Here is a 23,694-nt window from a genome sequence, read left to right as displayed (position 1 = left end):
ATGCTTATTCCGAGCGGGAATGACAATGCAGCACTTTTTTGTAGGGTTAATCATTGCAGGCCCTTGAAGCCTGATTTTGCGGCCCCATATATCGGGGCAGAAGCGCGAGTACAGCTCGCGGACGTAATTGAAAGGAGAATTCTATGGCTGACGAACAGACAGTAGATACGCAAAATCCAGAAGCCAATCAGGCGCCCGAAACTTCGGGTGACGACCTGGCGACCCGTGTACAAGTGCTCGAAGAGCAGTTGGCCGCCGCGCAGGATCAGTCGCTGCGCGTAGCTGCCGATCTACAGAACGTCCGCCGTCGTGCCGAGCAGGATGTCGAGAAGGCGCACAAGTTTGCGCTGGAAAAATTCGCCGGTGACCTGCTGCCGATCGTCGACAGCCTGGAGCGCGGCCTCGAGCTGTCGAGCCCGGACGACGAAAGCATCCGTCCGATGCGCGAAGGCATCGAGCTGACCCTGAAAATGTTCCACGACACCCTCAAGCGTTATCAGCTTGAAGCGATCGATCCGCATGGCGAACCGTTCAACGCTGTTCACCATCAGGCGATGGCCATGCAGGAAAGCGCCGACGTCGAACCGAACAGCGTTCTGAAGGTGTTCCAGAAGGGCTACCAGCTCAATGGTCGCCTGTTGCGTCCGGCCATGGTTGTGGTCAGCAAGGCGCCGGCGCCAATTTCGCCTTCGATTGACGAGAAGGCTTGAAATTAGCCGCAAGGCCCCCATTTAGAAGTCAAGCGTTTAAGTATTACCGCAGTTAGCCACCACTGCTGCGGCAACAAAATCCAAAGTTTCGGGAGAGTGAACATGGGCAAAATTATCGGTATCGACCTGGGGACTACCAACTCCTGCGTCTCCGTGCTGGAAAACGGCGTAGCCAAAGTTATCGAAAACGCCGAAGGCGCGCGTACCACGCCGTCGATCATCGCTTACGCCAACGATGGTGAAATCCTTGTTGGTCAGTCGGCCAAGCGTCAGGCAGTGACCAACCCGCACAACACCCTGTACGCGGTGAAGCGTCTGATCGGTCGCAAGTTCGACGAAGAAGTCGTACAGAAAGACATCAAGATGGTCCCGTACAAAATCGCCAAGGCTGACAACGGCGATGCCTGGGTTGAAGTGAACGGCCAGAAAATGGCGCCGCCACAAATCTCGGCTGAAATCCTGAAGAAGATGAAGAAAACCGCCGAAGACTACCTCGGCGAGCCTGTGACCGAAGCGGTGATCACCGTTCCGGCCTACTTCAACGACAGCCAGCGTCAGGCGACCAAAGACGCCGGCCGCATCGCCGGTCTGGACGTTAAACGTATCATCAACGAACCAACCGCAGCTGCTCTGGCTTACGGTATGGACAAGGCCAAGGGCGATCACACCGTGATTGTTTACGACCTGGGTGGCGGTACTTTCGACGTGTCCGTGATCGAGATCGCTGAAGTTGACGGCGAGCACCAGTTCGAAGTGTTGGCCACCAACGGTGACACCTTCCTCGGCGGTGAAGACTTCGACATTCGTCTGATCGACTACCTCGTTGACGAATTCAAGAAAGAAAGCGGCATGAACCTCAAAGGTGACCCGCTGGCCATGCAGCGTCTGAAAGAAGCCGCTGAGAAAGCCAAGATCGAGCTGTCGTCCGCTCAGTCGACCGACGTCAACCTGCCGTACATCACTGCAGACGCCACCGGTCCTAAGCACCTGAACGTGAAGATTTCGCGTGCCAAGCTCGAAGCACTGGTTGAAGACCTGGTTCAGCGCACCATCGAGCCTTGCCGTATCGCCATGAAAGACGCCGGTATCGATGTTGGCGCGATCAACGACGTGATTCTGGTCGGCGGTCAGACCCGTATGCCGCTGGTACAGAAGCTGGTGACCGATTTCTTCGGTAAAGAAGCACGTAAAGACGTGAACCCGGACGAAGCGGTTGCCATGGGTGCTGCGATTCAGGGCGCCGTTCTGGCTGGTGACGTGAAAGACGTTCTGCTGCTCGACGTCAGCCCGCTGACCCTGGGTATCGAAACCATGGGTGGCGTGATGACCGCGCTGATCGAGAAAAACACCACGATTCCTACCAAGAAATCGCAAGTGTTCTCGACTGCCGACGACAACCAGGGCGCCGTGACCATTCACGTCCTGCAAGGTGAGCGTAAGCAGGCTGCACAGAACAAATCGCTGGGCAAGTTCGACCTGGCCGACATTCCACCAGCTCCACGTGGCGTGCCGCAGATCGAAGTGACCTTCGACATCGACGCTAACGGCATCCTGCACGTTGGCGCGAAAGACAAGGCGACCGGCAAAGAGCAGAAGATCACCATCAAGGCCAACTCCGGTCTGTCGGATGAAGAAATTCAGAAGATGGTTCGCGATGCCGAGCTGAACGCCGAGGAAGACCGCAAGTTCGCTGAACTGGCTGAATCCCGTAACAAGGGTGACGCACTGGTTCACTCGACTCGCAAAATGGTTACCGAGGCGGGCGACAAGGTCAGCGCTGAAGAGAAGACCGCGATCGAAGCTGCCGTGGTTGCACTGGAAGCCGCTGTGAAAGGCGACGACAAGGCTGCCATCGAAGCGAAGATCGAAGAGCTGTCGAAAGTCTCGGCTCCGGTTGCTCAGAAGATGTACGCCGAACAGGCTCAGCCTGCTGAAGGCGCGGCACCGCACGACGAGAAAGCTGAAAAGGCTGACGATGTCGTTGATGCCGAGTTCGAAGAAGTCAAAGACCACAAGTAAGTTGTTGGTCGCCCGGTTGACTGCCTTGCGGCGGTGACTGGTAGGATGTCGCCGCGCGGGAGCTTGCTCCCGCGTTGGCGTATCTGGAATACACGAATTTTTACAGCATGCGACAAGGTTCGCTTGCTGCTGGTATGGCCGGGAATGCTCCTGCTTTTCGCGCTGCAAGTACCAAACGAAGCAAAGACCAGGATCGTTGAATTGACGTGAGTTGGGTCCGGGCCTGTATTGGGGCTCAACGAGTTTGGCCATCCTCAGGAGGGGTTTGCCGGACGTCCTCAAGAGTGCAAAAGAATTATGGCAAAGCGTGACTATTACGAAGTATTGGGTGTTGAGCGTGGTTCAAGCGATGCAGACCTGAAGAAGGCCTATCGTCGTCTGGCGATGAAGCATCACCCGGACCGTAATCCCGATGACAAAGCGTCGGAAGAACTGTTCAAGGAGGCCAACGAGGCCTACGAAGTATTGTCCGATTCGAGCAAGCGCGCGGCGTACGACCAGTACGGTCATGCCGGTGTCGACCCGAGCATGGGTGGCGGTGGCGCCGGTTTCGGCGGGCAGAACTTCTCGGACATCTTTGGCGATGTCTTCAGTGACTTCTTCGGTGGTGGTCGTGGCGGTTCCCGTGGCGGCGCCCAGCGTGGCAGCGATCTGCGCTACACCCTGGAGCTGAATCTGGAAGAAGCGGTGCGCGGCACTACCGTGAATATCCGCGTTCCGACACTGGTCAATTGCAAGCCATGCGATGGTTCCGGCGCGAAGAAAGGCTCGTCGCCATCGACGTGCCCGACCTGCGGCGGCATCGGTCAGGTGCGCATGCAACAGGGCTTCTTCTCGGTGCAGCAGACCTGCCCGCGTTGCCATGGCCAGGGCAAGATCATTTCCGATCCGTGCGATTCCTGCCACGGCGATGGTCGCGTCGAAGAGTACAAGACCCTGTCGGTGAAAGTTCCGGCTGGCGTCGATACCGGCGACCGCATTCGTCTGTCGGGCGAAGGCGAAGCGGGTACTCAAGGTGGCCCGACCGGCGACCTGTACGTTGTGATCAACGTGCGCGAGCACGACATCTTCCAGCGCGATGGCAAACACCTGTTCTGCGAAGTGCCGATCAGCTTCGTTGATGCGGCGCTCGGTGGCGAACTGGAAATCCCGACCCTCGACGGTCGCGTCAAACTGAAAATCCCTGAAGGTACCCAGACCGGCAAGCAGTTCCGCGTGCGCGGCAAAGGCGTGGCGCCAGTGCGTGGCGGTGGTGCGGGCGACCTGATGTGCCGTGTGGCTGTCGAGACGCCAGTCAATCTGAATCGTCGTCAGCGCGAATTGCTCGAAGAGTTCCGCAGCTCGCTGGCGGACGATAACAGTCACTCGCCGAAAACCACCGGTTGGTTCGATGGTGTGAAGCGCTTCTTCGGCGATCTGTAAGGAGTTGGCATGCGACGTATAGCTGTGATGGGCGCCGCCGGGCGCATGGGCAAGATTCTGGTCGAGGCCGTGCAACAGCGCGCGCCGCTGACCGGCCTGACCGCGGCGATCGTTCGTCCCGGCAGTACGCTGATCGGAGTGGACGCCGGTGAGCTGGCTTCGCTGGGTCGCATCGGTGTGCCGTTGTCCGGCAACCTTGAATCGGTGGCTGAAGAGTTCGATGTGCTGATCGACTTCACCTTGCCGGAAGTCATGCTGAAAAACCTCGCGTTCTGTCGCAAGGCTGGCAAGGCCATGGTCATCGGCACCACTGGGCTCGACGCTGCGCAGAAGCAATTGCTGGCTGAGGCGGGCAAGGATATTCCGATCGTGTTCGCGGCCAACTTCAGTGTCGGGGTCAACCTGTCGCTGAAGCTGCTCGAAATGACCGCTCGGGTGCTGGGCGATGATGCGGACATCGAGATCATCGAGGCGCATCACCGGCACAAGATCGATGCGCCTTCGGGTACTGCCCTGCGCATGGGTGAGGTGATTGCCGATGCGCTGGATCGTGATCTGCAGAAGGTCGCGGTCTATGGTCGTGAAGGCCATACCGGTGTGCGCGAGCGGGAAACCATCGGTTTCGCTACCGTGCGCGGTGGTGATGTGGTCGGCGATCACACCGTGCTGTTCGCTTGCGAAGGCGAGCGCCTGGAGATCACGCACAAGGCTTCCAGCCGCATGACATTCGCCAAGGGTGCGGTGCGTGCGGCGTTGTGGCTGGATGGTCGCGAGCCGGGTCTGTATGACATGCAGGACGTGCTCGACCTGCATTGATTGACTGTTTCACCCAGCGCAAACGCCCGGTTTGCGCTGGTTTTTCTACATCGCGCGACGGCCTGTCGCATTCTCCGGCCTTTTAGGCTCTTTAGCGGTGGACCAAAAAAGCCTTTTTCTGTAAGCTACAGCTTTAGTGTGTCCACTAAAAGCGCGCAGAATAATTCAGTGAAGAAGCGGGGTGACGTGTCCATACGTCACTCCGCTTTTTTACAACCTGCGATTGCCCTTTCATGCGTTATTTACGGGAGGTCTTCTTGACTAAGCCAGCCATACTCGCCCTTGCTGATGGCAGCATTTTTCGCGGCGAAGCCATTGGAGCCGACGGTCAAACCGTTGGTGAGGTGGTGTTCAACACCGCAATGACCGGCTATCAGGAAATCCTTACCGATCCTTCCTACGCCCAGCAGATCGTTACCCTGACTTACCCGCACATCGGCAACACCGGCACCACGCCGGAAGACGCCGAGTCTGACCGCGTATGGTCCGCTGGCCTGGTGATCCGTGACCTGCCGCTGGTAGCGAGCAACTGGCGTAACACGATGTCACTGTCCGACTACCTGAAAGCCAACAATGTTGTGGCAATCGCTGGTATCGATACTCGTCGCCTGACCCGCATCCTGCGTGAAAAAGGCGCACAGAACGGCTGCATCATGGCCGGCGACAACATCTCCGAAGAAGCTGCAATTGCCGCCGCGCAAGGCTTCCCGGGCCTGAAGGGCATGGATCTGGCGAAAGTCGTCAGCACCAAGGAAAAGTACGAATGGCGCTCCACTGTCTGGGACTTGAAGACCGACAGCCACGCGACCATCGAAGCCTCCGAGCTGCCATACCGCGTGGTTGCCTACGACTACGGCGTCAAACTGAACATCCTGCGCATGCTGGTCGAGCGCGGCTGCCGCGTGACCGTGGTGCCGGCGCAAACCCCGGCTGCCGACGTGCTGGCACTCAAGCCGGACGGCGTGTTCCTGTCCAACGGCCCTGGTGACCCGGAGCCTTGCGACTACGCGATCAAGGCGATCAAGGAAGTGCTGGAAACCGAAATTCCGGTCTTCGGTATCTGCCTCGGTCACCAGTTGCTGGCTCTGGCCTCCGGCGCCAAGACCCTGAAAATGGGCCATGGCCACCACGGTGCCAACCACCCGGTGCAGGATCTGGACACTGGCGTTGTGATGATCACCAGCCAGAACCACGGTTTCGCGGTTGACGAAGCGACCCTGCCGGCCAACGTGCGTGCGATCCACAAATCGCTGTTCGACGGCACCCTGCAAGGCATCGAACGCACCGACAAGAGCGCGTTCAGCTTCCAGGGCCACCCTGAAGCGAGCCCGGGCCCGAACGATGTGGCGCCCCTGTTCGACCGCTTCATCAACGAGATGGCCAAGCGACGCTAAGCGTTCGCCTTGAGACTGTAGCGAGAAGCCCTCGAGGGCGGCCCCGACACCGGTGGCGCCCCTCAGGGCTTCAGAAATCGATCAAGACGGCTTGCCGACTGACCTGCGGATTTGAGTGACAAACCCATGCCAAAACGTACAGACATTAAAAGCATCCTGATTCTCGGCGCTGGCCCGATCGTTATCGGCCAGGCCTGCGAATTCGACTACTCCGGCGCCCAGGCCTGCAAAGCCCTGCGCGAGGAGGGTTACCGCGTCATCCTGGTGAACTCCAACCCGGCCACCATCATGACCGACCCGGACATGGCTGACGCCACGTACATCGAGCCGATCAAGTGGCAGACCGTGGCCAAGATCATCGAAAAAGAGCGTCCGGATGCGGTGCTGCCAACCATGGGCGGCCAGACTGCACTGAACTGCGCCCTGGACCTGGAGCGCGAAGGCGTCCTGGAAAAGTTCGGCGTGGAAATGATCGGCGCCAACGCCGACACCATCGACAAGGCTGAAGACCGTTCGCGTTTCGACAAGGCCATGAAGTCGATCGGCCTGGAATGCCCGCGTTCCGGTATCGCTCACAGCATGGAAGAAGCCAACGCCGTCCTCGAGCGTCTGGGTTTCCCGTGCATCATCCGTCCGTCCTTCACCATGGGCGGCACCGGTGGCGGCATCGCGTACAACCGTGAAGAATTCGAAGAAATCTGCGCCCGCGGTCTGGACCTGTCGCCGACCAAAGAGCTGCTGATCGACGAATCGCTGATCGGCTGGAAAGAATACGAAATGGAAGTTGTCCGCGACAAAAAGGACAACTGCATCATCGTCTGCTCGATCGAAAACTTCGACCCGATGGGCGTGCACACCGGTGACTCGATCACCGTGGCTCCGGCACAGACCCTGACCGACAAGGAATACCAGATCCTGCGTAATGCCTCGCTGGCGGTACTGCGTGAGATCGGCGTCGAGACCGGCGGTTCCAACGTGCAGTTCGGCATCTGCCCGGACACCGGCCGCATGGTCGTGATCGAGATGAACCCGCGTGTATCGCGTTCCTCGGCACTGGCTTCGAAAGCCACCGGTTTCCCGATCGCCAAAGTCGCGGCCAAACTGGCGGTGGGCTACACCCTCGACGAACTGTCGAACGACATCACCGGCGGCAAGACTCCGGCGTCCTTCGAGCCGTCGATCGACTACGTCGTGACCAAGCTGCCACGTTTCGCTTTCGAGAAATTCGCCAACGCTGACGCACGCCTGACCACTCAAATGAAGTCGGTCGGTGAAGTCATGGCCATCGGTCGCACCTTCCAGGAATCCCTGCAGAAAGCCTTGCGCGGTCTGGAAGTCGGTGTTTGCGGTCTGGACGAGAAGCTCGACCTGAGCAACCCGGAAAGCATGAGCATCCTCAAGCGCGAGCTGACCGTGCCGGGCGCCGAGCGTATCTGGTACGTGGCGGACGCCTTCCGCGCCGGCATGACCGTCGAAGACATCTTCGGCATGAACATGATCGACCCGTGGTTCCTGGTGCAGATCGAAGATCTGATCAAGGACGAAGAGAAGGTCAAGACCCTGGGTCTGTCCGCCATCGACCGCGACCTGATGTTCAAACTCAAGCGCAAAGGCTTCTCCGATCAGCGTCTGGCAAAACTGCTGGGTGTGACCGAGAAGAATCTGCGTACTCACCGTCAAAAACTGGAAGTGTTCCCGGTCTACAAGCGCGTTGACACCTGCGCCGCCGAGTTCGCCACCGACACCGCTTACCTCTACTCGACTTACGAGGAAGAGTGCGAAGCCGCGCCGTCCGGTCGTGACAAGATCATGATTCTGGGTGGCGGTCCGAACCGTATCGGCCAGGGCATCGAGTTCGACTACTGCTGCGTACACGCGGCCCTCGCACTGCGCGAAGACGGCTACGAAACCATCATGGTCAACTGCAACCCGGAAACCGTTTCCACCGACTACGACACTTCCGACCGTCTGTACTTCGAGCCGGTAACCCTGGAAGACGTGCTGGAAATCTGCCGCGTCGAGAAGCCGAAAGGTGTGATCGTCCAGTACGGTGGCCAGACGCCGCTGAAACTGGCGCGCGCTCTGGAAGCCGCTGGCGTGCCGATCATCGGCACCAGCCCTGATGCCATCGACCGTGCCGAAGACCGTGAGCGCTTCCAGCAAATGGTCGAGCGCCTGAACCTGCGTCAGCCGCCAAACGCCACCGTGCGCAGCGAAGACGAAGCTGTTCGTGCTGCCGCGAAAATCGGTTATCCGCTGGTGGTGCGCCCGTCCTACGTACTGGGCGGCCGCGCGATGGAAATCGTTTACAAGGAAGACGAACTCAAGCGCTACCTGCGTGATGCGGTGCAAGTCTCCAACGACAGCCCGGTGCTGCTCGACCACTTCCTCAACTGCGCCATCGAGATGGACGTGGATGCGGTCTGCGACGGCAAAGACGTGGTGATCGGCGCGATCATGCAGCACATCGAACAGGCGGGCGTTCACTCCGGTGACTCCGCGTGCTCGCTGCCGCCGTACTCGCTGCCGGCGCACATCCAGGACGAGATGCGTGAACAGGTCAAGAAAATGGCCCTGGAACTGGGCGTTGTCGGCCTGATGAACGTGCAACTGGCGCTGCAGGGCGAAGACATCTACGTCATCGAAGTCAACCCGCGCGCTTCGCGTACCGTGCCGTTCGTGTCCAAGTGCATCGGTGTCTCCCTGGCAATGATCGCTGCTCGCGTCATGGCCGGTAAGACCCTGAAGGAAATCGGCTTCACCAAGGAAATCATCCCGAACTTCTACAGCGTGAAAGAGGCGGTGTTCCCGTTCGCCAAATTCCCTGGCGTTGACCCGATCCTCGGCCCGGAGATGAAGTCCACCGGTGAAGTGATGGGCGTCGGCGACACCTTCGGTGAAGCATTCGCCAAGGCCCAGATGGGCGCGAGCGAAGTGCTGCCGACCGGCGGTACCGCGTTCATCAGCGTGCGTGACGATGACAAGCCGCTGGTTGCAGGCGTGGCCCGTGATCTGATCAACTTGGGCTTCGAAGTGGTCGCCACTGCCGGTACTGCCAAGCTGATCGAAGCCGCAGGCCTGAAAGTGCGCCGTGTGAACAAGGTGACCGAGGGTCGTCCGCACGTGGTCGACATGATCAAGAATGACGAAGTCACCCTGATCATCAACACCACCGAAGGCCGTCAGTCGATCGCTGATTCCTACTCCATTCGTCGTAATGCCCTGCAGCACAAAATCTACTGCACCACCACCATTGCTGCGGGCGAGGCTATCTGTGAAGCGCTGAAGTTCGGTCCCGAGAAGACCGTGCGCCGCTTGCAGGATTTACACGCAGGATTGAAGGCATGATCAAATACCCAATGACCGTCCAGGGCGCTAAAGCCCTGGAAGAAGAACACGCTCATCTGACCAAGGTCGTTCGTCCGAAACTCAGCCAGGACATCGGTACGGCTCGCGAGTTGGGTGACCTGAAGGAAAACGCTGAATACCATGCCGCCCGCGAACAGCAAGGCATGGTCGAGGCGCGGATCCGTGACATCGAAGGCCGGATACAGAATCAGGTCATCATTGATGTGACGACCATTCCGCACACCGGCAAAGTGATCTTCGGTACTACCGTCGAGATCGCCAACGTCGAGACGGATGAGAGCGTCACTTACCACATCGTCGGTGAGGATGAGGCTGACTTCAAACTCGGCAAGATTTCGGTTGGCTCGCCTCTGGCCCGCGCCTTGATCGGCAAGGAAGAGGGCGATGTGGTCGCAGTGAAAACGCCAAGCGGCGTTATCGAGTACGAGATTGTCGAAGTCCGTCACATCTGAAGGCAGGCGCCCGCTACGTGCGGGCGCCATGCTTTGGCAACTGACCCAGATGTTGTGGGTCGGCGGCTTCTGGCTGATTCATCTCGGTTTGCGAGCGGTGTTGGGCAAGATTGGCCTGGCACCATTGCTGATCGATGAGATTGCCGATGCGTTCGAAGTGCCGGTGGTGAGTTTTGCCGCCGCATGCGTGATCTTTCAGGCTTTGGTGCTGGTACAGGCCGAGGGCCTTGCCAGTCTATGGCGGGACTTTCGTGGGCAGGTGTTGCTGATGGCGTTGTATGCGTGTGCGATGTTTGTCGCCGTGCGTGTCGGCTGGCCGCAAGCGCATCGCTGGCAGGAGTTCAGTTTTCTGGTGTTGGGCTTTTCCGGTCTGGTGCTGGTGTTACAACCGGTTCCGGGATGGAGTGGGAGGGTGCGCGAAGCACACCCTTGACCCTTGTCATCACTTGAAGCGATGAACGTTCGACAGCTGCTTGTTGACGCTGAAGTTCTTGCGATAAACCAGTGCCATCTTGCCGATGACCTGAACCAGGTCCGCTTTGCCGACCTTGCACAGTTCTGCAATGTGCGCCAGGCGCGACTCGCGGTCGAGGATGTTGAGCTTGATCTTGATCAGCTCATGATCCGCCAATGCGCGTTCGAGTTCGGCTAACACACCTTCAGTCAAACCGTTGTCAGCCACAGTCAAAACTGGTTTCAGATGGTGGCCAATGGATTTGTACTGTTTCTTCTGCTCTGGAGTGAGCGGCATAATCTGACCCTTTCGTCTGGATTCTGTAAAATGGCGGCCATTTTACCCGAGGGTTCGTGGATCCGCCCAATTAATCACGACCCTTATTATCGAGGTGCCCAATGGCGCGTTCCAAGACAAGCCTTGGTTGGCTGAAACGACATGTCAACGATCCTTATGTGAAGCAGGCGCAGAAGGATGGCTACCGCTCGCGTGCGAGTTACAAGCTTCTGGAGATCCAGGAGAAATACAAGCTGATCCGTTCCGGCATGAGCGTTGTCGACCTGGGCGCGGCGCCCGGCGGCTGGTCGCAGGTCACCAGCCGGTTGATCGGCGGTCAGGGCCGTCTGATTGCGTCGGACATCCTGGAAATGGACAGCATCCCGGACGTGACTTTCATCCAGGGTGACTTCACCGAGGACGAAGTGCTCGCGCGGATCCTTGAAGCTGTGGGTAATTCGCAGGTGGACCTTGTGATTTCCGATATGGCCCCCAATATGAGTGGTACGCCTGAAGTAGACATGCCGAAAGCCATGTTCCTTTGTGAGCTGGCGCTTGATCTGGCGGAGCGGATACTCAAGCCGGGCGGTAATTTCGTGATCAAGATTTTTCAGGGCGAAGGTTTCGATGTTTACCTGAAGGATGCTCGCAAGAAATTCGACAAGATCCAGATGATCAAGCCGGATTCGTCCCGTGGCAGCTCCCGCGAGCAATATATGCTGGCTTGGGGCTACCGCGGCGGCAACGAGTAAAACGAGTTTTTTGGCCGGGGTGATAGGTTTTTCGTATTTTGCCCCGCGTGCATAAGCGAATATTGTGTAGAAAGTGTTTCACAAAGGGTTACAGACGGCGCCTGCCAGAGTTGTAGGTAATGTAGTAAGTTAGGCCGGTGAATATCATGCGAAGCGCGCGCCAGTAGCGGAGCTTGCTTCAGAGGGTAGTTAATTGAACGATATGGCAAAGAATCTGATCCTGTGGTTGATCATCGCGGCAGTCCTCGTGACGGTGATGAACAACTTCTCCAGCCCTAACGAGCCGCAGACCCTCAACTATTCCGACTTCATCCAGCAGGTCAAGGATGGCAAGGTCGAGCGCGTAGCCGTCGACGGCTATGTGATTACCGGCAAACGCAACGATGGTGACAGCTTCAAGACCATTCGTCCGGCGATCCAGGACAATGGCCTGATTGGCGACCTGGTCGACAATCACGTTGTGGTTGAAGGCAAGCAGCCTGAACAGCAAAGCATCTGGACTCAACTCCTGGTGGCCAGCTTCCCGATCCTGGTGATCATTGCGGTGTTCATGTTCTTCATGCGCCAGATGCAGGGTGGCGCCGGGGGCAAGGGTGGACCGATGAGCTTCGGCAAGAGCAAGGCGCGCCTGCTCTCCGAAGATCAGGTGAAAACCACCCTGGCTGACGTTGCGGGTTGCGACGAAGCCAAGGAAGAAGTCGGCGAGCTGGTTGAGTTCCTGCGTGATCCGGGCAAGTTCCAGCGTCTGGGCGGTCGTATTCCTCGCGGTGTGCTGATGGTCGGTCCTCCGGGTACCGGTAAAACCTTGCTGGCCAAGGCGATTGCTGGCGAAGCGAAGGTACCGTTCTTCACTATTTCCGGTTCCGACTTCGTTGAGATGTTCGTGGGTGTCGGCGCAAGCCGCGTTCGTGACATGTTCGAGCAGGCCAAGAAGCACGCACCGTGCATCATCTTCATCGACGAAATCGACGCCGTCGGTCGCCACCGTGGCGCCGGCATGGGCGGTGGTCACGACGAGCGCGAGCAGACTCTCAACCAGTTACTGGTGGAGATGGATGGCTTCGAAATGAATGACGGCATCATCGTGATTGCGGCGACCAACCGTCCTGACGTACTCGACCCTGCGCTGCTGCGTCCGGGCCGTTTCGACCGTCAGGTGGTTGTAGGTTTGCCGGATATCCGTGGTCGCGAGCAGATCCTCAAGGTTCACATGCGCAAAGTGCCAATGGGCGACGACGTTGCTCCGGCCGTTATCGCACGCGGTACCCCGGGCTTCTCCGGTGCGGACCTGGCCAACCTGGTCAACGAGGCTTCGCTGTTCGCTGCACGCAGCGGCAAGCGCATCGTTGAAATGAAAGAGTTCGAACTGGCCAAAGACAAGATCATGATGGGCGCCGAGCGCAAATCGATGGTCATGTCCGAGAAAGAAAAACAGAACACCGCTTACCACGAAGCCGGCCACGCCATTGTTGGTCGCGTCGTGCCTGAGCATGATCCGGTCTACAAGGTCTCGATCATTCCGCGTGGTCGTGCGCTGGGTGTGACCATGTTCCTGCCGGAAGAAGATCGCTACAGTCTGTCCAAGCGTGCGCTGATCAGTCAGATCTGCTCGCTGTACGGCGGCCGTATCGCCGAAGAAATGACTCTTGGTTTCGACGGTGTGACCACCGGCGCCTCCAACGACATCATGCGTGCCAGTCAGATTGCGCGGAACATGGTGACCAAATGGGGCCTGTCGGAAAAACTCGGTCCGCTGATGTACGCCGAAGAAGAGGGTGAAGTGTTCCTCGGTCGCGGTGGTGGCGGTCAGAATGCCAGTTTCTCCGGTGAGACCGCCAAGCTGATCGACTCCGAAGTGCGTAGCATCATCGATCAGTGCTACGGCACGGCCAAGCAGATCCTCACGGACAACCGTGACAAGCTGGATGCCATGGCCGATGCGCTGATGAAGTACGAAACCATCGATGCCGAGCAGATCGACGACATCATGGCGGGTCGTACGCCCCGCGAACCGCGTGACTGGACAGGTGGCACCGGTACGCCTCCGCCTCCAGTGATCCAGGATGAGCGTCCGGAAACACCGATCGGCGGTCCGGCTGCTGACGTTTAAGGTTTGAAATGACTTCTGCACAGTCCCTGACCCGGTTGCCTTGCGGCAACCGGGTTCTTGATTTGGCCCGGACGCATGTCATGGGCATTCTCAATGTCACTCCCGATTCCTTTTCCGATGGCGGCCGCTACAGTCAGCTCGACGTGGCCTTGCGTCACGCCGAAGCCATGGTGGCTGCTGGCGCGACGCTGATTGATGTCGGCGGTGAATCGACCCGGCCCGGCGCTCGAGCGGTTTCGCCGCTGGAAGAGCTGGAGCGCGTAGCTCCGATTGTGGAGCTGATCAATCGCGAGCTGGATGTGGTGATCTCGGTTGATACTTCGACACCTGCAGTGATGCGCGAAACTGCGCGGCTCGGTGCCGGGTTGATCAATGACGTGCGCTCGCTGCGCCGTGATGGTGCGCTGGATGCCGCTGCGGCGACCGGGTTGCCGGTATGTCTGATGCACATGCTCGGTGAGCCAGGTGACATGCAGGACAATCCACACTATCAGGACGTTACCCGGGAAGTGGGTGAGTTTCTGGCCGAGCGCATGGCTCAATGTGCGGCGGCGGGTATTCCTGCCGAGCGGATCATTCTTGATCCCGGTTTCGGTTTCGCCAAAACCCTGCAGCACAATCTAAGCTTGTTCAAGCATATGGAAGCCCTGCATGCGCTGGGGCGTCCGCTATTGGTCGGTGTCTCACGCAAAAGCATGATTGGTCAGGCGCTGAATCGTCAGGTGGGCGAGCGTCTGCATGGTGGTCTGGCACTCGCGGCACTGGCGTCAGTGAAAGGAGCGCGTATATTGCGCGTCCATGATGTGGCGGAAACGGTAGACGTGGTGCGAATGCTCGCGGCCGTGGAATCAGCCGAATAAGAATGATGGAGCACTTATGAGCAAGAAATACTTTGGTACTGACGGTATTCGTGGTCGTGTCGGTGAATACCCGATCACTCCGGACTTCATGCTCAAGCTCGGCTGGGCGGCTGGCATGGCCTTTCGCAAGATGGGCGCCTGCAAGGTTCTGGTCGGCAAGGACACGCGAATCTCCGGCTACATGTTCGAGTCGGCGCTTGAAGCAGGCCTGACGTCGGCGGGTGCCGATGTAATGCTGCTCGGCCCGATGCCGACGCCGGCGATTGCCTATCTGTCGCGCACGTTCCAGGCCGAAGCAGGCATCGTGATCAGTGCTTCGCACAATCCGCATGATGATAATGGAATCAAGTTCTTCTCCGGCAAGGGCACGAAGCTGCCTGATGAACTGGAGCTTATGATCGAAGAACTGCTCGACACCCCGATGACCGTGGTCGAGTCGAGCAAGATTGGCAAGGTGTCGCGGATCAACGATGCTTCGGGTCGCTACATCGAATTCTGCAAAAGCAGCGTGCCGAGCGGTACCAGTTTTTCCGGTTTGAAGATCGTGATCGACTGCGCACATGGTGCGACCTACAAGGTTGCTCCAAGTGTATTCCGTGAGTTGGGTGCTGAAGTGGTCGTGCTTTCGGCTCAGCCCAATGGTCTGAACATCAATGAAAATTGCGGTTCGACCCATATGGGGTCGTTGCAGGCTGCTGTATTGGCTGAGCACGCTGATCTGGGTATCGCCTTCGATGGCGACGGTGATCGGGTGTTGATGGTCGATCACACTGGCGCCATCGTCGATGGTGACGAGCTGCTGTTCATCATTGCGCGCGATCTGCACGAGCGTGGCAAGTTGCAGGGTGGCGTGGTCGGTACTCTGATGAGCAACCTGGGTCTTGAGCTCGCGTTGGCGGATCTCTCGATTCCGTTCATTCGAGCGAATGTCGGTGATCGCTATGTGATCGCCGAGCTGCTGGAGCGCAACTGGCTGGTAGGTGGTGAGAATTCGGGCCACATCGTCTGCTTCAATCACACCACAACAGGTGATGCGATCATTGCGGCGTTGCAGGTGTTGATGGCATTGAAAGCCCGCAATGAAGGTCTTGCGCAAACGCGTCAGGTCTTGCGCAAGTGCCCTCAGGTGCTGATCAATGTGCGTTTCGGTGGTGGCGAAAGCCCGCTTGAGCATCCGGCTGTCAAGGAAGCCAGTGCGCGGGTAACCCAGGCGATGGCGGGTCGAGGTCGTGTGCTTCTGCGCAAGTCCGGCACAGAGCCGCTGGTGCGTGTGATGGTCGAAGGCGAGGATGAAACTCAGGTTCGCAGCTATGCCGAAGAACTGGCAAAACTGGTAAGTGAAGTTTCTGCCTGATTCGGCTTGCCAGCCATGATTGTGTTGGGTAACATCTGCGCCCACTTTGACCGACGAGGTACAGCATGCGTCGCCCTATGGTAGCTGGTAACTGGAAGATGCACGGTACCCGCGCCAGCGTCGCTGAGCTGATCAACGGCCTTCGTCATCTGGCCTTGCCAAGCGGTGTTGATGTCGCGGTATTCCCGCCTTGCTTGCATATCAATCAAGTGATTGATGGTTTGAAAGGCAAATCGATTTCGGTCGGTGCGCAGAATTCTGCGGTGGAATCCATGCAAGGTGCATTGACCGGTGAAATTGCACCGAGTCAGTTGGTGGATGCAGGTTGTTCCCTGGTGCTTGTCGGGCACTCCGAACGCCGCCAGATAATGGGCGAGCGAGACGGGATGCTGAATCGCAAGTTCGCAGCGGCACAGGCATGTGGCTTGATTCCGGTGTTGTGTGTAGGGGAAACCCTCGAGCAGCGCGAAGCCGGAAAAACTCTTGAGGTTGTCGGGCGTCAGCTGGGCAGCATCATCGAGGAGCTGGGTGTTGGTGCCTTTGCCAATGCAGTTATTGCTTACGAGCCTGTCTGGGCCATTGGTACCGGACTGACTGCAACGCCGCAACAGGCTCAGGATGTGCACAAAGCCATTCGCGAGCAGTTGGCGGCAGAGAATTCTGAAGTCGCACGAGGTGTGCGGCTTCTATACGGCGGCAGCGTGAAGGCGGCCAATGCGGTCGAACTGTTCGGCATGCCGGATATCGATGGGGGGCTCATTGGTGGAGCTTCCCTGAATGCAGATGAGTTCGGTGCGATTTGTCGCGCCGCGGGAAACTGAAAAAATGCTGGAAACAGTCGTAGTCGTTTTTCATCTGCTGGGTGCATTGGGCGTAGTTGCTCTGGTTTTGCTGCAGCAGGGTAAGGGTGCGGACGCTGGCGCGTCTTTCGGAGCAGGTGCTTCAAATACTGTGTTCGGAAGCCAAGGTTCCTCTACCTTTCTTAGTAAGTTTACTGCTATACTTGCCGCCGGTTTCTTCATAACCAGCTTGGGGTTAGGTTACTTTGCTAAAGAGAAAGCTCATCAGCTGACTCAAGCAGGTTTGCCAGATCCAGCAGTGTTGGAAGTACCTAAGCAACAAAAACCGGCTTCTGATGATGTCCCGGTGCTTCAAGAGCAAAAGTCGGCTACTCCAGCGACTGACGTACCTCCAGCTCAAGAGCAGAAGTAAGAAGGGTTTCAAACGTAGTTTTGCCGAGGTGGTGGAATTGGTAGACACGCAACCTTGAGGTGGTTGTGCCCATAGGGTGTAGGGGTTCGAGTCCCCTTCTCGGTACCAATTAGTCAGGAGAGCCCGCTGTTGCGGGCTTTCTTGCAGGTGGAAGGTTACATTGACCCTATAAGGGATCGGTCGTATACTTCCGCCCCAGCTTTGTCGCGGGGTGGAGCAGTCTGGTAGCTCGTCGGGCTCATAACCCGAAGGTCGTCGGTTCAAATCCGGCCCCCGCAACCAGTTTAAGGAGCCCCTTTTCAGGGGCTTTTTGTTAGCTGGACACTTTCTGCGCCGCTGTTCGACGGCGTTTCAAGGATGGGCGTTTCGCCCATTTTTTTATTTTGCAGCGCATGCATTTACATGCACGAGGGGGTTCAGGTGTCGAGCAAGCTAGAAGAGTTGCAGGCCTTGTTGGCCCCGGTGGTCGTGGCCCTAGGCTATGAATGCTGGGGTATCGAGTTTTCGGCTCAAGGTCGTCACTCGATGTTGCGTGTTTATATCGATAAAGAGGGTGGCGTGCTGGTGGACGATTGCGCCATTGTCAGCCGTCAGATCAGCGGTGTCCTGGATGTTGAAGATCCGATCTCCGTTGAATACACCCTCGAAGTTTCCTCGCCTGGCATGGAACGCCCACTGTTCACTCTTGAGCAGTTTGCAAAATTTGCCGGTGAACAAGTGAAGATCAAGCTGCGCTCGCCTTTCGAAGGTCGACGCAACTTTCAGGGCCTTCTGCGCGGTGTAGAAGAACAGGACGTCGTGGTGCAGGTAGAAGACCATGAGTTCCTGTTGCCGATCGATATGATCGACAAGGCCAACATTATTCCCAGTTTTGACTGAGACGCGGATCCCGCGGATCCAATGGCTTGCGAAAGGCGAGGCGTACGATGAGCAAAGAAGTACTGCTGGTTGTTGAGTCGGTATCCAATGAAAAGGGCGTACCGGCAAGCGTGATTTTTGAAGCGCTGGAGCTGGCTCTGGCCACTGCTACCAAAAAGCGTTTTGAAGACGAAGTTGACCTGCGTGTGGAGATCAATCGCCACACCGGTTCCTATGAGACTTTCCGTCGCTGGACAGTCGTCGAAGAGAATGATCTCGACGATCCTGCGATCGAAACCTGGCCAAGCAAGGTTGCCGAAACGCATCCGGGCGCCAAGGTCGGCGACGTCGTCGAAGAAAAGATCGAATCCATCGAGTTCGGCCGCATTGCTGCACAGACTGCCAAGCAGGTCATTGTGCAGAAAGTGCGTGAAGCCGAGCGCGCTCAAGTGGTCGACGCCTATCGCGAGCGCCTGGGAGAAATCATCTCCGGCACCGTGAAGAAAGTCACCCGCGACAACGTGATCGTCGATCTGGGCAACAACGCCGAAGCGTTGCTGGCCCGTGAAGACATCATTTCTCGCGAAACCTTCCGTGTCGGTGTGCGTCTGCGTGCACTGCTCAAGGAAATCCGCACCGAGAACCGCGGCCCGCAGCTGATCCTGTCGCGCACCGCGCCGGAAATGCTGATCGAGTTGTTCCGCATCGAAGTGCCGGAAATCGCTGAAGGCCTGATCGAAGTAATGGCAGCGTCCCGTGATCCGGGTTCGCGTGCCAAGATCGCTGTCCGTTCCAAGGACAAACGCATCGACCCGCAGGGCGCGTGCATTGGTATGCGCGGTTCGCGCGTCCAGGCCGTGTCGGGCGAGTTGGGTGGCGAGCGTGTCGATATCGTCCTGTGGGACGATAACCCGGCGCAGTTCGTGATCAATGCCATGTCGCCGGCAGAAGTGGCGGCCATTATCGTTGACGAAGATGCCCATGCCATGGACATCGCCGTTGGCGCAGACAATCTGGCTCAGGCCATCGGTCGGGGTGGTCAGAACGTGCGTCTGGCGAGCCAGTTGACTGGCTGGACCCTGAACGTGATGACCGAATCGGACATCCAGGCTAAGCAGCAAGCAGAAACCGGCGACATCCTGCGCAACTTCATCGACGAGCTGGAAGTCGACGAAGAACTGGCTCAGGTGCTGGTAGATGAAGGCTTCACCAGCCTGGAAGAGATTGCCTACGTACCGTTGGAAGAAATGCTCAACATCGACGGCTTTGACGAAGATATCGTCAACGAGCTTCGCGCTCGTGCCAAGGATCGTTTGTTGACCAAAGCCATCGCTACTGAGGAAAAGCTGGCAGACGCCCATCCGGCCGAAGACCTGCTCTCGCTTGAGGGTATGGACAAGGATTTGGCGATGGAACTGGCGGTGCGCGGCGTAATTACCCGCGAAGACCTGGCCGAGCAGTCTATTGACGACCTGCTCGACATCGACGGCATTGACGATGATCGTGCCGGCAAGTTGATCATGGCCGCCCGAGCCCACTGGTTCGAGTAATTAGGCGCGGCCTGAGGAGAGAAGTGCATGACGCAAGTCACGGTGAAACAACTGGCCGATGAGGTCAAAACACCGGTAGAGCGCCTGTTGCAGCAGATGCGTGAGGCAGGTCTGCCGCACACCGCCGCCGAAGAACATGTGACTGACAGTGAGAAGCAATCCCTGCTGACTCACTTGAAGAGCAGTCACAAGGCGAAAGTGGAAGAACCACGCAAGATCACGCTGCAGCGTAAAACCACCAGCACCCTGCGTGTGGCTGGTAGCAAGAGCATCAGCGTAGAAGTTCGCAAGAAGAAAGTTTTCGTACAGCGTAGCCCGGAAGAAATCGAAGCCGAGCGCAAGCGTGAACTGGATGAGCGTCGCGCAGTAGAAAATGCTGCCCGTCAGAAGGCTGAAGAAGAAGCCAAGCAGCGCGCTGAAGAAGAAGCGCGTCGCCAGCCTGCTGCTGCGCCGTCCGCGTCTGCCGAAGCTGTTGCTGCACCTGCGCCAGTAGCCGAACCCGTGCGCGAAGCCGCGCCGGTTGCTGCTGCGCCAGCTGCCGACACTCGCAAGCGTGACGAACAGCGTCGTCCGGACAAGCCACGTGCCGACGATAACAATCGTCGCGGCGGTGGTGGCGATGGCGAGCGCAAAAACGCTCCGCATCGCGCATCGGTCAAAGAAAAAGCGCCGGCTCCACGTGTGGCGCCACGCACTACCGACGAAGAAAGCGATGGCTTCCGTCGTGGTGGTCGCGGCAAGGCCAAGCTGAAGAAACGCAACGCTCACGGTTTCCAGAACCCTACCGGTCCTGTCGTGCGTGAAGTGAAGATCGGCGAGACCATCACTGTTGGCGATCTCGCCCAGCAGATGTCGGTCAAGGCTGCTGAAATCATCAAGTTCATGTTCAAACTGGGCACTCCAGCGACCATCAACCAGGTACTCGATCAGGAAACTGCTCAACTGGTTGCTGAAGAGCTGGGCCACAAAGTGACCCTGGTCAGCGACACCGCCCTGGAAGATTCCCTGGCCGAGTCCCTGAAGTTTGAAGGTGAGGCAGTTTCCCGTGCACCGGTCGTGACCGTAATGGGCCACGTTGACCACGGTAAGACTTCCCTGCTCGACTACATCCGTCGTGCCAAGGTTGCAGCGGGCGAAGCCGGCGGCATTACCCAGCACATCGGTGCATACCACGTTGAAACCGACCGTGGCATGGTGACGTTCCTCGACACCCCGGGTCACGCTGCGTTTACCGCAATGCGTGCCCGTGGTGCCAAGGCGACCGACATCGTGATCCTGGTGGTGGCGGCGGACGACGGCGTGATGCCGCAAACCATCGAGGCTGTTCAGCACGCTCAGGCGGCTGGCGTTCCTCTGGTGGTTGCGGTGAACAAGATCGACAAGCCGGGTGCCGACCTCGATCGCATCCGCAGCGAACTGTCGGTTCACGGCGTGACTTCCGAAGAGTGGGGCGGCGACACTCCATTCGTACCGGTTTCGGCGAAAATGGGTACCGGCGTTGACGAACTGCTCGAAGCCGTTCTGCTGCAGGCCGAAGTTCTCGAACTGACCGCCACTCCATCGGCTCCTGGCCGTGGTGTTGTCGTTGAATCGCGTCTGGACAAGGGCCGTGGCCCGGTGGCCACCGTGCTGGTTCAGGACGGTACGCTGCGTCAAGGCGACATGGTGCTGGTCGGCTCGAACTATGGCCGCGTGCGCGCCATGCTCGACGAGAACGGCAAGCCGATCAAGGAAGCAGGTCCGGCCATTCCGGTCGAGATCCTGGGTCTTGACGGTACACCAGACGCTGGCGACGAGATGAGCGTTGTTGCCGACGAGAAGAAAGCCCGTGAAGTGGCTCTGTTCCGTCAAGGCAAGTTCCGCGAAGTCAAACTGGCTCGCGCTCACGCCGGCAAGCTGGAAAACATCTTCGAAAACATGGGTCAGGAAGAGAAGAAGACGCTCAACATCGTCCTCAAATCCGACGTCCGTGGTTCGCTGGAAGCTTTGCAGGGCGCTCTGAACGGCCTGGGCAACGACGAAGTGCAAGTGCGCGTAGTCGGTGGCGGTGTCGGTGGTATCACCGAATCCGACGCCAACCTGGCACTGGCTTCCAACGCTGTACTGTTCGGCTTCAACGTGCGTGCTGATGCTGGCGCACGGAAGATCGTCGAGCAGGAAGGTCTGGACATGCGTTACTACAACGTGATCTACGACATCATCGAAGACGTCAAGAAGGCCCTGACCGGCATGCTCGGCAGCGATGTTCGCGAGAACATCCTGGGCGTGGCCGAAGTGCGCGACGTGTTCCGTTCGCCGAAGTTTGGCGCGATCGCCGGTTGCATGGTGATCGAAGGTGTTGTGCACCGTAACCGTCCGATCCGTGTACTGCGTGAAGACATCGTTATCTTCGAAGGCGAGCTGGAATCCCTGCGCCGCTTCAAGGATGACGCTTCCGAGGTACGTGCCGGCATGGAATGCGGTATCGGCGTGAAGAGCTACAACGACGTCAAAGTCGGTGACAAGATCGAAGTCTTCGAGAAGGTTCAGGTTGCTCGCAGCCTCTGACTCGCGCACTTCAAGGGCCACGCCGAGCTGCCGCATGCAGATGCGCGCCACGGCGTCAGGACTCTAAACGCAACGCCCGGTCTGGCTTTTGTCAGGCCGGGCGTTTGCCGCTTTCAGACCTTGCGGGTTTCACCGCGGGGCAGTAACAGGTAACAAAATCATGGCAAAAGAATACAGCCGTACCCAACGTATCGGCGATCAGATGCAGCGTGAGCTGGCCCAACTGATCCGTCGTGAAGTCAAAGACCCGCGCGTCGGCCTGGTCACCATTACCGCTGTGGAAGTCAGCCGTGACGTCGGTCACGCGAAGATCTTCATCACCGTCATGGGGCAGGACAACGCCGAAGACATCGCGCAAAGCATCAAGGTGCTCAACGCTGCTGCAGGTTTCCTGCGCATGCAGCTGGCCCGTGAAATGAAGCTGCGCAGCGTGCCGCAATTGCACTTCCACTACGACGAAAGCGTCGTGCGTGGCGCGCACCTGTCGGCCCTGATCGAGCGCGCCGTGGCTGAGGACAATCAGCACCTGGCCGCTGCACCTGAAGACACCAAGGAGTAATTCGGTGGCTCAGGTCAAACGTATCCGTCGTAACGTCAGCGGTATCATCCTGCTCGACAAGCCGCTGGGGTTCACCTCCAACGCCGCGTTGCAGAAGGTTCGCTGGTTGCTCAACGCCGAGAAGGCCGGTCACACCGGCAGTCTCGACCCGCTGGCCACCGGTGTCTTGCCGCTGTGCTTTGGCGAGGCAACGAAGTTTTCGCAATACCTGCTCGATTCCGACAAGGGTTACGAGACCCTGGCGCAACTGGGCAAGACCACCACCACGGCGGACGCCGAGGGTGAGGTTTTGCAGGAGCGTCCGGTGACCGTTGGTCGCGCCGATGTCGAAGCGGTTCTGCCGAAATTTCGCGGGCAAATCAGTCAGATACCGCCGATGTACTCGGCACTCAAGCGTGACGGTCAGCCGCTGTACAAGCTGGCCCGTGCAGGCGAAGTAGTGGAGCGCGAACCGCGTTCTGTTACTATTGCGCGCTTGGAATTGCTGGCCTTCGAAGGCGATACTGCGCGTCTTGCGGTGGATTGCAGCAAGGGCACCTATATCCGCACCCTGGTGGAGGATATCGGTGAGCAACTCGGTTGTGGTGCGTACGTCGCTGAACTGCGTCGTACCCAGGCCGGGCCTTTCACCCTGGCGCAGACCGTGACCCTCGAAGAGCTGGAAGCGGTACATGCCGAAGGCGGCAACGAAGCGGTCGACCGTTTCCTGATGCCATCGGACAGCGGCCTGCAGGATTGGCCGCTGCTGCACTTCTCCGAAGCGAGTGCGTTCTACTGGCTCAACGGCCAGCCGGTACGCGCCCCGGATGCTCCGAAGTTCGGCATGGTACGGGTACAGGATCACAATGGTCGCTTCATCGGTATCGGTGAAGTGAGCGAAGACGGGCGCATCGCGCCACGTCGACTGATTCGGTCAGAATGACCGAACGAGTGTGGCTGTTAACAGGCACGGTCACTACTCATTTATAGATACAGGGATT

Annotated in this window: 20 protein-coding genes and 2 tRNA genes; 21 read left to right on the top strand and 1 reads right to left on the bottom strand. The window is 58.4% G+C overall.

Annotated elements, in window-relative coordinates; translation table 11 throughout:
* Positions 1 to 143 precede the first annotated feature (143 nt).
* The 8 genes from grpE (at position 144) to M0814_RS18140 (ending at position 10,615) form a co-directional block, all read left to right on the top strand.
* On the top strand, positions 144 to 710 hold the full coding sequence (grpE, locus tag M0814_RS18175; protein WP_007961425.1) for a nucleotide exchange factor GrpE: 567 nt from the start codon (positions 144 to 146) through the stop codon (positions 708 to 710).
* A gap of 102 nt (positions 711 to 812) precedes the next feature.
* Positions 813 to 2,729 (top strand): molecular chaperone DnaK, encoded by a 1,917-nt coding sequence (gene dnaK / locus M0814_RS18170; protein WP_003221521.1) that lies wholly within the window; start codon positions 813 to 815, stop codon positions 2,727 to 2,729.
* 297 nt (positions 2,730 to 3,026) lie between these two features.
* Positions 3,027 to 4,151 (top strand): molecular chaperone DnaJ, encoded by a 1,125-nt coding sequence (gene dnaJ / locus M0814_RS18165; protein ID WP_003221522.1) that lies wholly within the window; start codon positions 3,027 to 3,029, stop codon positions 4,149 to 4,151.
* A 9-nt stretch (positions 4,152 to 4,160) separates the two neighbouring features.
* Positions 4,161 to 4,967, top strand: coding sequence for a 4-hydroxy-tetrahydrodipicolinate reductase (gene dapB / locus M0814_RS18160; RefSeq protein ID WP_103484336.1), 807 nt, complete (start codon positions 4,161 to 4,163; stop codon positions 4,965 to 4,967).
* Between the two features lie 257 nt (positions 4,968 to 5,224).
* Positions 5,225 to 6,361, top strand: a complete 1,137-nt coding sequence (gene carA, locus M0814_RS18155) for a glutamine-hydrolyzing carbamoyl-phosphate synthase small subunit (RefSeq protein ID WP_103484335.1) — start codon at positions 5,225 to 5,227, stop codon at positions 6,359 to 6,361.
* Between the two features lie 126 nt (positions 6,362 to 6,487).
* Entirely contained in the window at positions 6,488 to 9,709 is a 3,222-nt protein-coding gene (gene carB / locus M0814_RS18150; protein WP_007961429.1) for a carbamoyl-phosphate synthase large subunit, read from the top strand.
* Complete coding sequence (gene greA / locus M0814_RS18145) at positions 9,706 to 10,182, top strand: transcription elongation factor GreA (protein WP_003221530.1); 477 nt, start codon at positions 9,706 to 9,708, stop codon at positions 10,180 to 10,182. Before carB ends, greA begins: the two co-directional genes overlap by 4 nt.
* 28 nt (positions 10,183 to 10,210) lie before the next feature.
* A complete protein-coding gene (locus M0814_RS18140) occupies positions 10,211 to 10,615 on the top strand; it encodes an MFS transporter (RefSeq protein ID WP_103484334.1) in 405 nt (134 codons plus the stop codon).
* Between the two features lie 9 nt (positions 10,616 to 10,624).
* Here M0814_RS18140 and M0814_RS18135 read toward each other — a convergent pair whose 3' ends face one another.
* Positions 10,625 to 10,933: a YhbY family RNA-binding protein gene (locus tag M0814_RS18135; RefSeq protein ID WP_003221534.1), complete on the bottom strand. Its 309-nt coding sequence runs from the start codon at positions 10,931 to 10,933 to the stop codon at positions 10,625 to 10,627.
* Between the two features lie 101 nt (positions 10,934 to 11,034).
* Here M0814_RS18135 and rlmE point away from each other — a divergent pair, with 101 nt between their 5' ends.
* From rlmE to truB, 13 genes are all read left to right on the top strand, one after another.
* Positions 11,035 to 11,664 carry a 23S rRNA (uridine(2552)-2'-O)-methyltransferase RlmE gene (gene rlmE, locus M0814_RS18130; RefSeq protein WP_003221536.1) on the top strand — a complete coding sequence of 210 codons (630 nt, stop codon included), beginning with the start codon at positions 11,035 to 11,037 and terminating at the stop codon, positions 11,662 to 11,664.
* Positions 11,665 to 11,866: 202 nt separating this feature from the next.
* Positions 11,867 to 13,774, top strand: a complete 1,908-nt coding sequence (ftsH, locus tag M0814_RS18125) for an ATP-dependent zinc metalloprotease FtsH (protein WP_027610779.1) — start codon at positions 11,867 to 11,869, stop codon at positions 13,772 to 13,774.
* 8 nt (positions 13,775 to 13,782) lie between these two features.
* Entirely contained in the window at positions 13,783 to 14,634 is an 852-nt protein-coding gene (folP, locus tag M0814_RS18120) for a dihydropteroate synthase (RefSeq protein WP_103484333.1), read from the top strand.
* A 16-nt stretch (positions 14,635 to 14,650) separates the two neighbouring features.
* Positions 14,651 to 15,988 carry a phosphoglucosamine mutase gene (gene glmM / locus M0814_RS18115; RefSeq protein WP_103484332.1) on the top strand — a complete coding sequence of 446 codons (1,338 nt, stop codon included), beginning with the start codon at positions 14,651 to 14,653 and terminating at the stop codon, positions 15,986 to 15,988.
* A 65-nt stretch (positions 15,989 to 16,053) separates the two neighbouring features.
* The gene (gene tpiA, locus M0814_RS18110) at positions 16,054 to 16,809 is read left to right on the top strand and encodes a triose-phosphate isomerase (protein ID WP_003221542.1); all 756 of its coding nucleotides are present in this window, start codon (positions 16,054 to 16,056) and stop codon (positions 16,807 to 16,809) included.
* A 4-nt stretch (positions 16,810 to 16,813) separates the two neighbouring features.
* Complete coding sequence (gene secG, locus M0814_RS18105) at positions 16,814 to 17,200, top strand: preprotein translocase subunit SecG (protein WP_045122288.1); 387 nt, start codon at positions 16,814 to 16,816, stop codon at positions 17,198 to 17,200.
* 22 nt (positions 17,201 to 17,222) lie between these two features.
* Positions 17,223 to 17,308 (top strand) — tRNA-Leu (locus M0814_RS18100).
* Positions 17,309 to 17,405: 97 nt separating this feature from the next.
* A tRNA-Met gene (locus M0814_RS18095) sits at positions 17,406 to 17,482 on the top strand.
* A 138-nt stretch (positions 17,483 to 17,620) separates the two neighbouring features.
* Complete coding sequence (gene rimP / locus M0814_RS18090) at positions 17,621 to 18,079, top strand: ribosome maturation factor RimP (protein ID WP_007973115.1); 459 nt, start codon at positions 17,621 to 17,623, stop codon at positions 18,077 to 18,079.
* Positions 18,080 to 18,126: 47 nt separating this feature from the next.
* Positions 18,127 to 19,608: a transcription termination factor NusA gene (gene nusA / locus M0814_RS18085; protein ID WP_003221546.1), complete on the top strand. Its 1,482-nt coding sequence runs from the start codon at positions 18,127 to 18,129 to the stop codon at positions 19,606 to 19,608.
* A 27-nt stretch (positions 19,609 to 19,635) separates the two neighbouring features.
* On the top strand, positions 19,636 to 22,155 hold the full coding sequence (infB, locus tag M0814_RS18080; protein ID WP_003221547.1) for a translation initiation factor IF-2: 2,520 nt from the start codon (positions 19,636 to 19,638) through the stop codon (positions 22,153 to 22,155).
* Positions 22,156 to 22,315: 160 nt separating this feature from the next.
* Positions 22,316 to 22,714, top strand: a complete 399-nt coding sequence (rbfA, locus tag M0814_RS18075) for a 30S ribosome-binding factor RbfA (RefSeq protein WP_003221549.1) — start codon at positions 22,316 to 22,318, stop codon at positions 22,712 to 22,714.
* A 4-nt stretch (positions 22,715 to 22,718) separates the two neighbouring features.
* Complete coding sequence (truB, locus tag M0814_RS18070) at positions 22,719 to 23,636, top strand: tRNA pseudouridine(55) synthase TruB (RefSeq protein ID WP_024011571.1); 918 nt, start codon at positions 22,719 to 22,721, stop codon at positions 23,634 to 23,636.
* Positions 23,637 to 23,694 lie beyond the last annotated feature (58 nt).

The organism is Pseudomonas sp. MWU12-2020 (genome assembly GCF_023100605.1).
In the GTDB taxonomy this organism is placed as follows: Bacteria; Pseudomonadota; Gammaproteobacteria; order Pseudomonadales; family Pseudomonadaceae; genus Aquipseudomonas; species Aquipseudomonas fluorescens_H.
This window is presented reverse-complemented; position numbering and strand designations above follow the sequence as displayed.

What these genes read in the sequence shown, in the direction of transcription:
- M0814_RS18140 (WP_103484334.1), top strand. Translation starts at nt 10,211, where the DNA reads ATGCTTTGGCAACTGACCCAGATGTTGTGGGTCGGCGGCTTCTGGCTG.
- dapB (WP_103484336.1), top strand. Translation starts at nt 4,161, where the DNA reads ATGCGACGTATAGCTGTGATGGGCGCCGCCGGGCGCATGGGCAAGATT.
- infB (WP_003221547.1), top strand. Translation starts at nt 19,636, where the DNA reads ATGACGCAAGTCACGGTGAAACAACTGGCCGATGAGGTCAAAACACCG.
- folP (WP_103484333.1), top strand. Translation starts at nt 13,783, where the DNA reads ATGACTTCTGCACAGTCCCTGACCCGGTTGCCTTGCGGCAACCGGGTT.
- grpE (WP_007961425.1), top strand. Translation starts at nt 144, where the DNA reads ATGGCTGACGAACAGACAGTAGATACGCAAAATCCAGAAGCCAATCAG.
- dnaK (WP_003221521.1), top strand. Translation starts at nt 813, where the DNA reads ATGGGCAAAATTATCGGTATCGACCTGGGGACTACCAACTCCTGCGTC.
- carB (WP_007961429.1), top strand. Translation starts at nt 6,488, where the DNA reads ATGCCAAAACGTACAGACATTAAAAGCATCCTGATTCTCGGCGCTGGC.
- rlmE (WP_003221536.1), top strand. Translation starts at nt 11,035, where the DNA reads ATGGCGCGTTCCAAGACAAGCCTTGGTTGGCTGAAACGACATGTCAAC.
- tpiA (WP_003221542.1), top strand. Translation starts at nt 16,054, where the DNA reads ATGCGTCGCCCTATGGTAGCTGGTAACTGGAAGATGCACGGTACCCGC.
- secG (WP_045122288.1), top strand. Translation starts at nt 16,814, where the DNA reads ATGCTGGAAACAGTCGTAGTCGTTTTTCATCTGCTGGGTGCATTGGGC.
- greA (WP_003221530.1), top strand. Translation starts at nt 9,706, where the DNA reads ATGATCAAATACCCAATGACCGTCCAGGGCGCTAAAGCCCTGGAAGAA.
- M0814_RS18135 (WP_003221534.1), bottom strand. Translation starts at nt 10,933, where the DNA reads ATGCCGCTCACTCCAGAGCAGAAGAAACAGTACAAATCCATTGGCCAC.
- nusA (WP_003221546.1), top strand. Translation starts at nt 18,127, where the DNA reads ATGAGCAAAGAAGTACTGCTGGTTGTTGAGTCGGTATCCAATGAAAAG.
- glmM (WP_103484332.1), top strand. Translation starts at nt 14,651, where the DNA reads ATGAGCAAGAAATACTTTGGTACTGACGGTATTCGTGGTCGTGTCGGT.
- rbfA (WP_003221549.1), top strand. Translation starts at nt 22,316, where the DNA reads ATGGCAAAAGAATACAGCCGTACCCAACGTATCGGCGATCAGATGCAG.
- ftsH (WP_027610779.1), top strand. Translation starts at nt 11,867, where the DNA reads ATGGCAAAGAATCTGATCCTGTGGTTGATCATCGCGGCAGTCCTCGTG.
- dnaJ (WP_003221522.1), top strand. Translation starts at nt 3,027, where the DNA reads ATGGCAAAGCGTGACTATTACGAAGTATTGGGTGTTGAGCGTGGTTCA.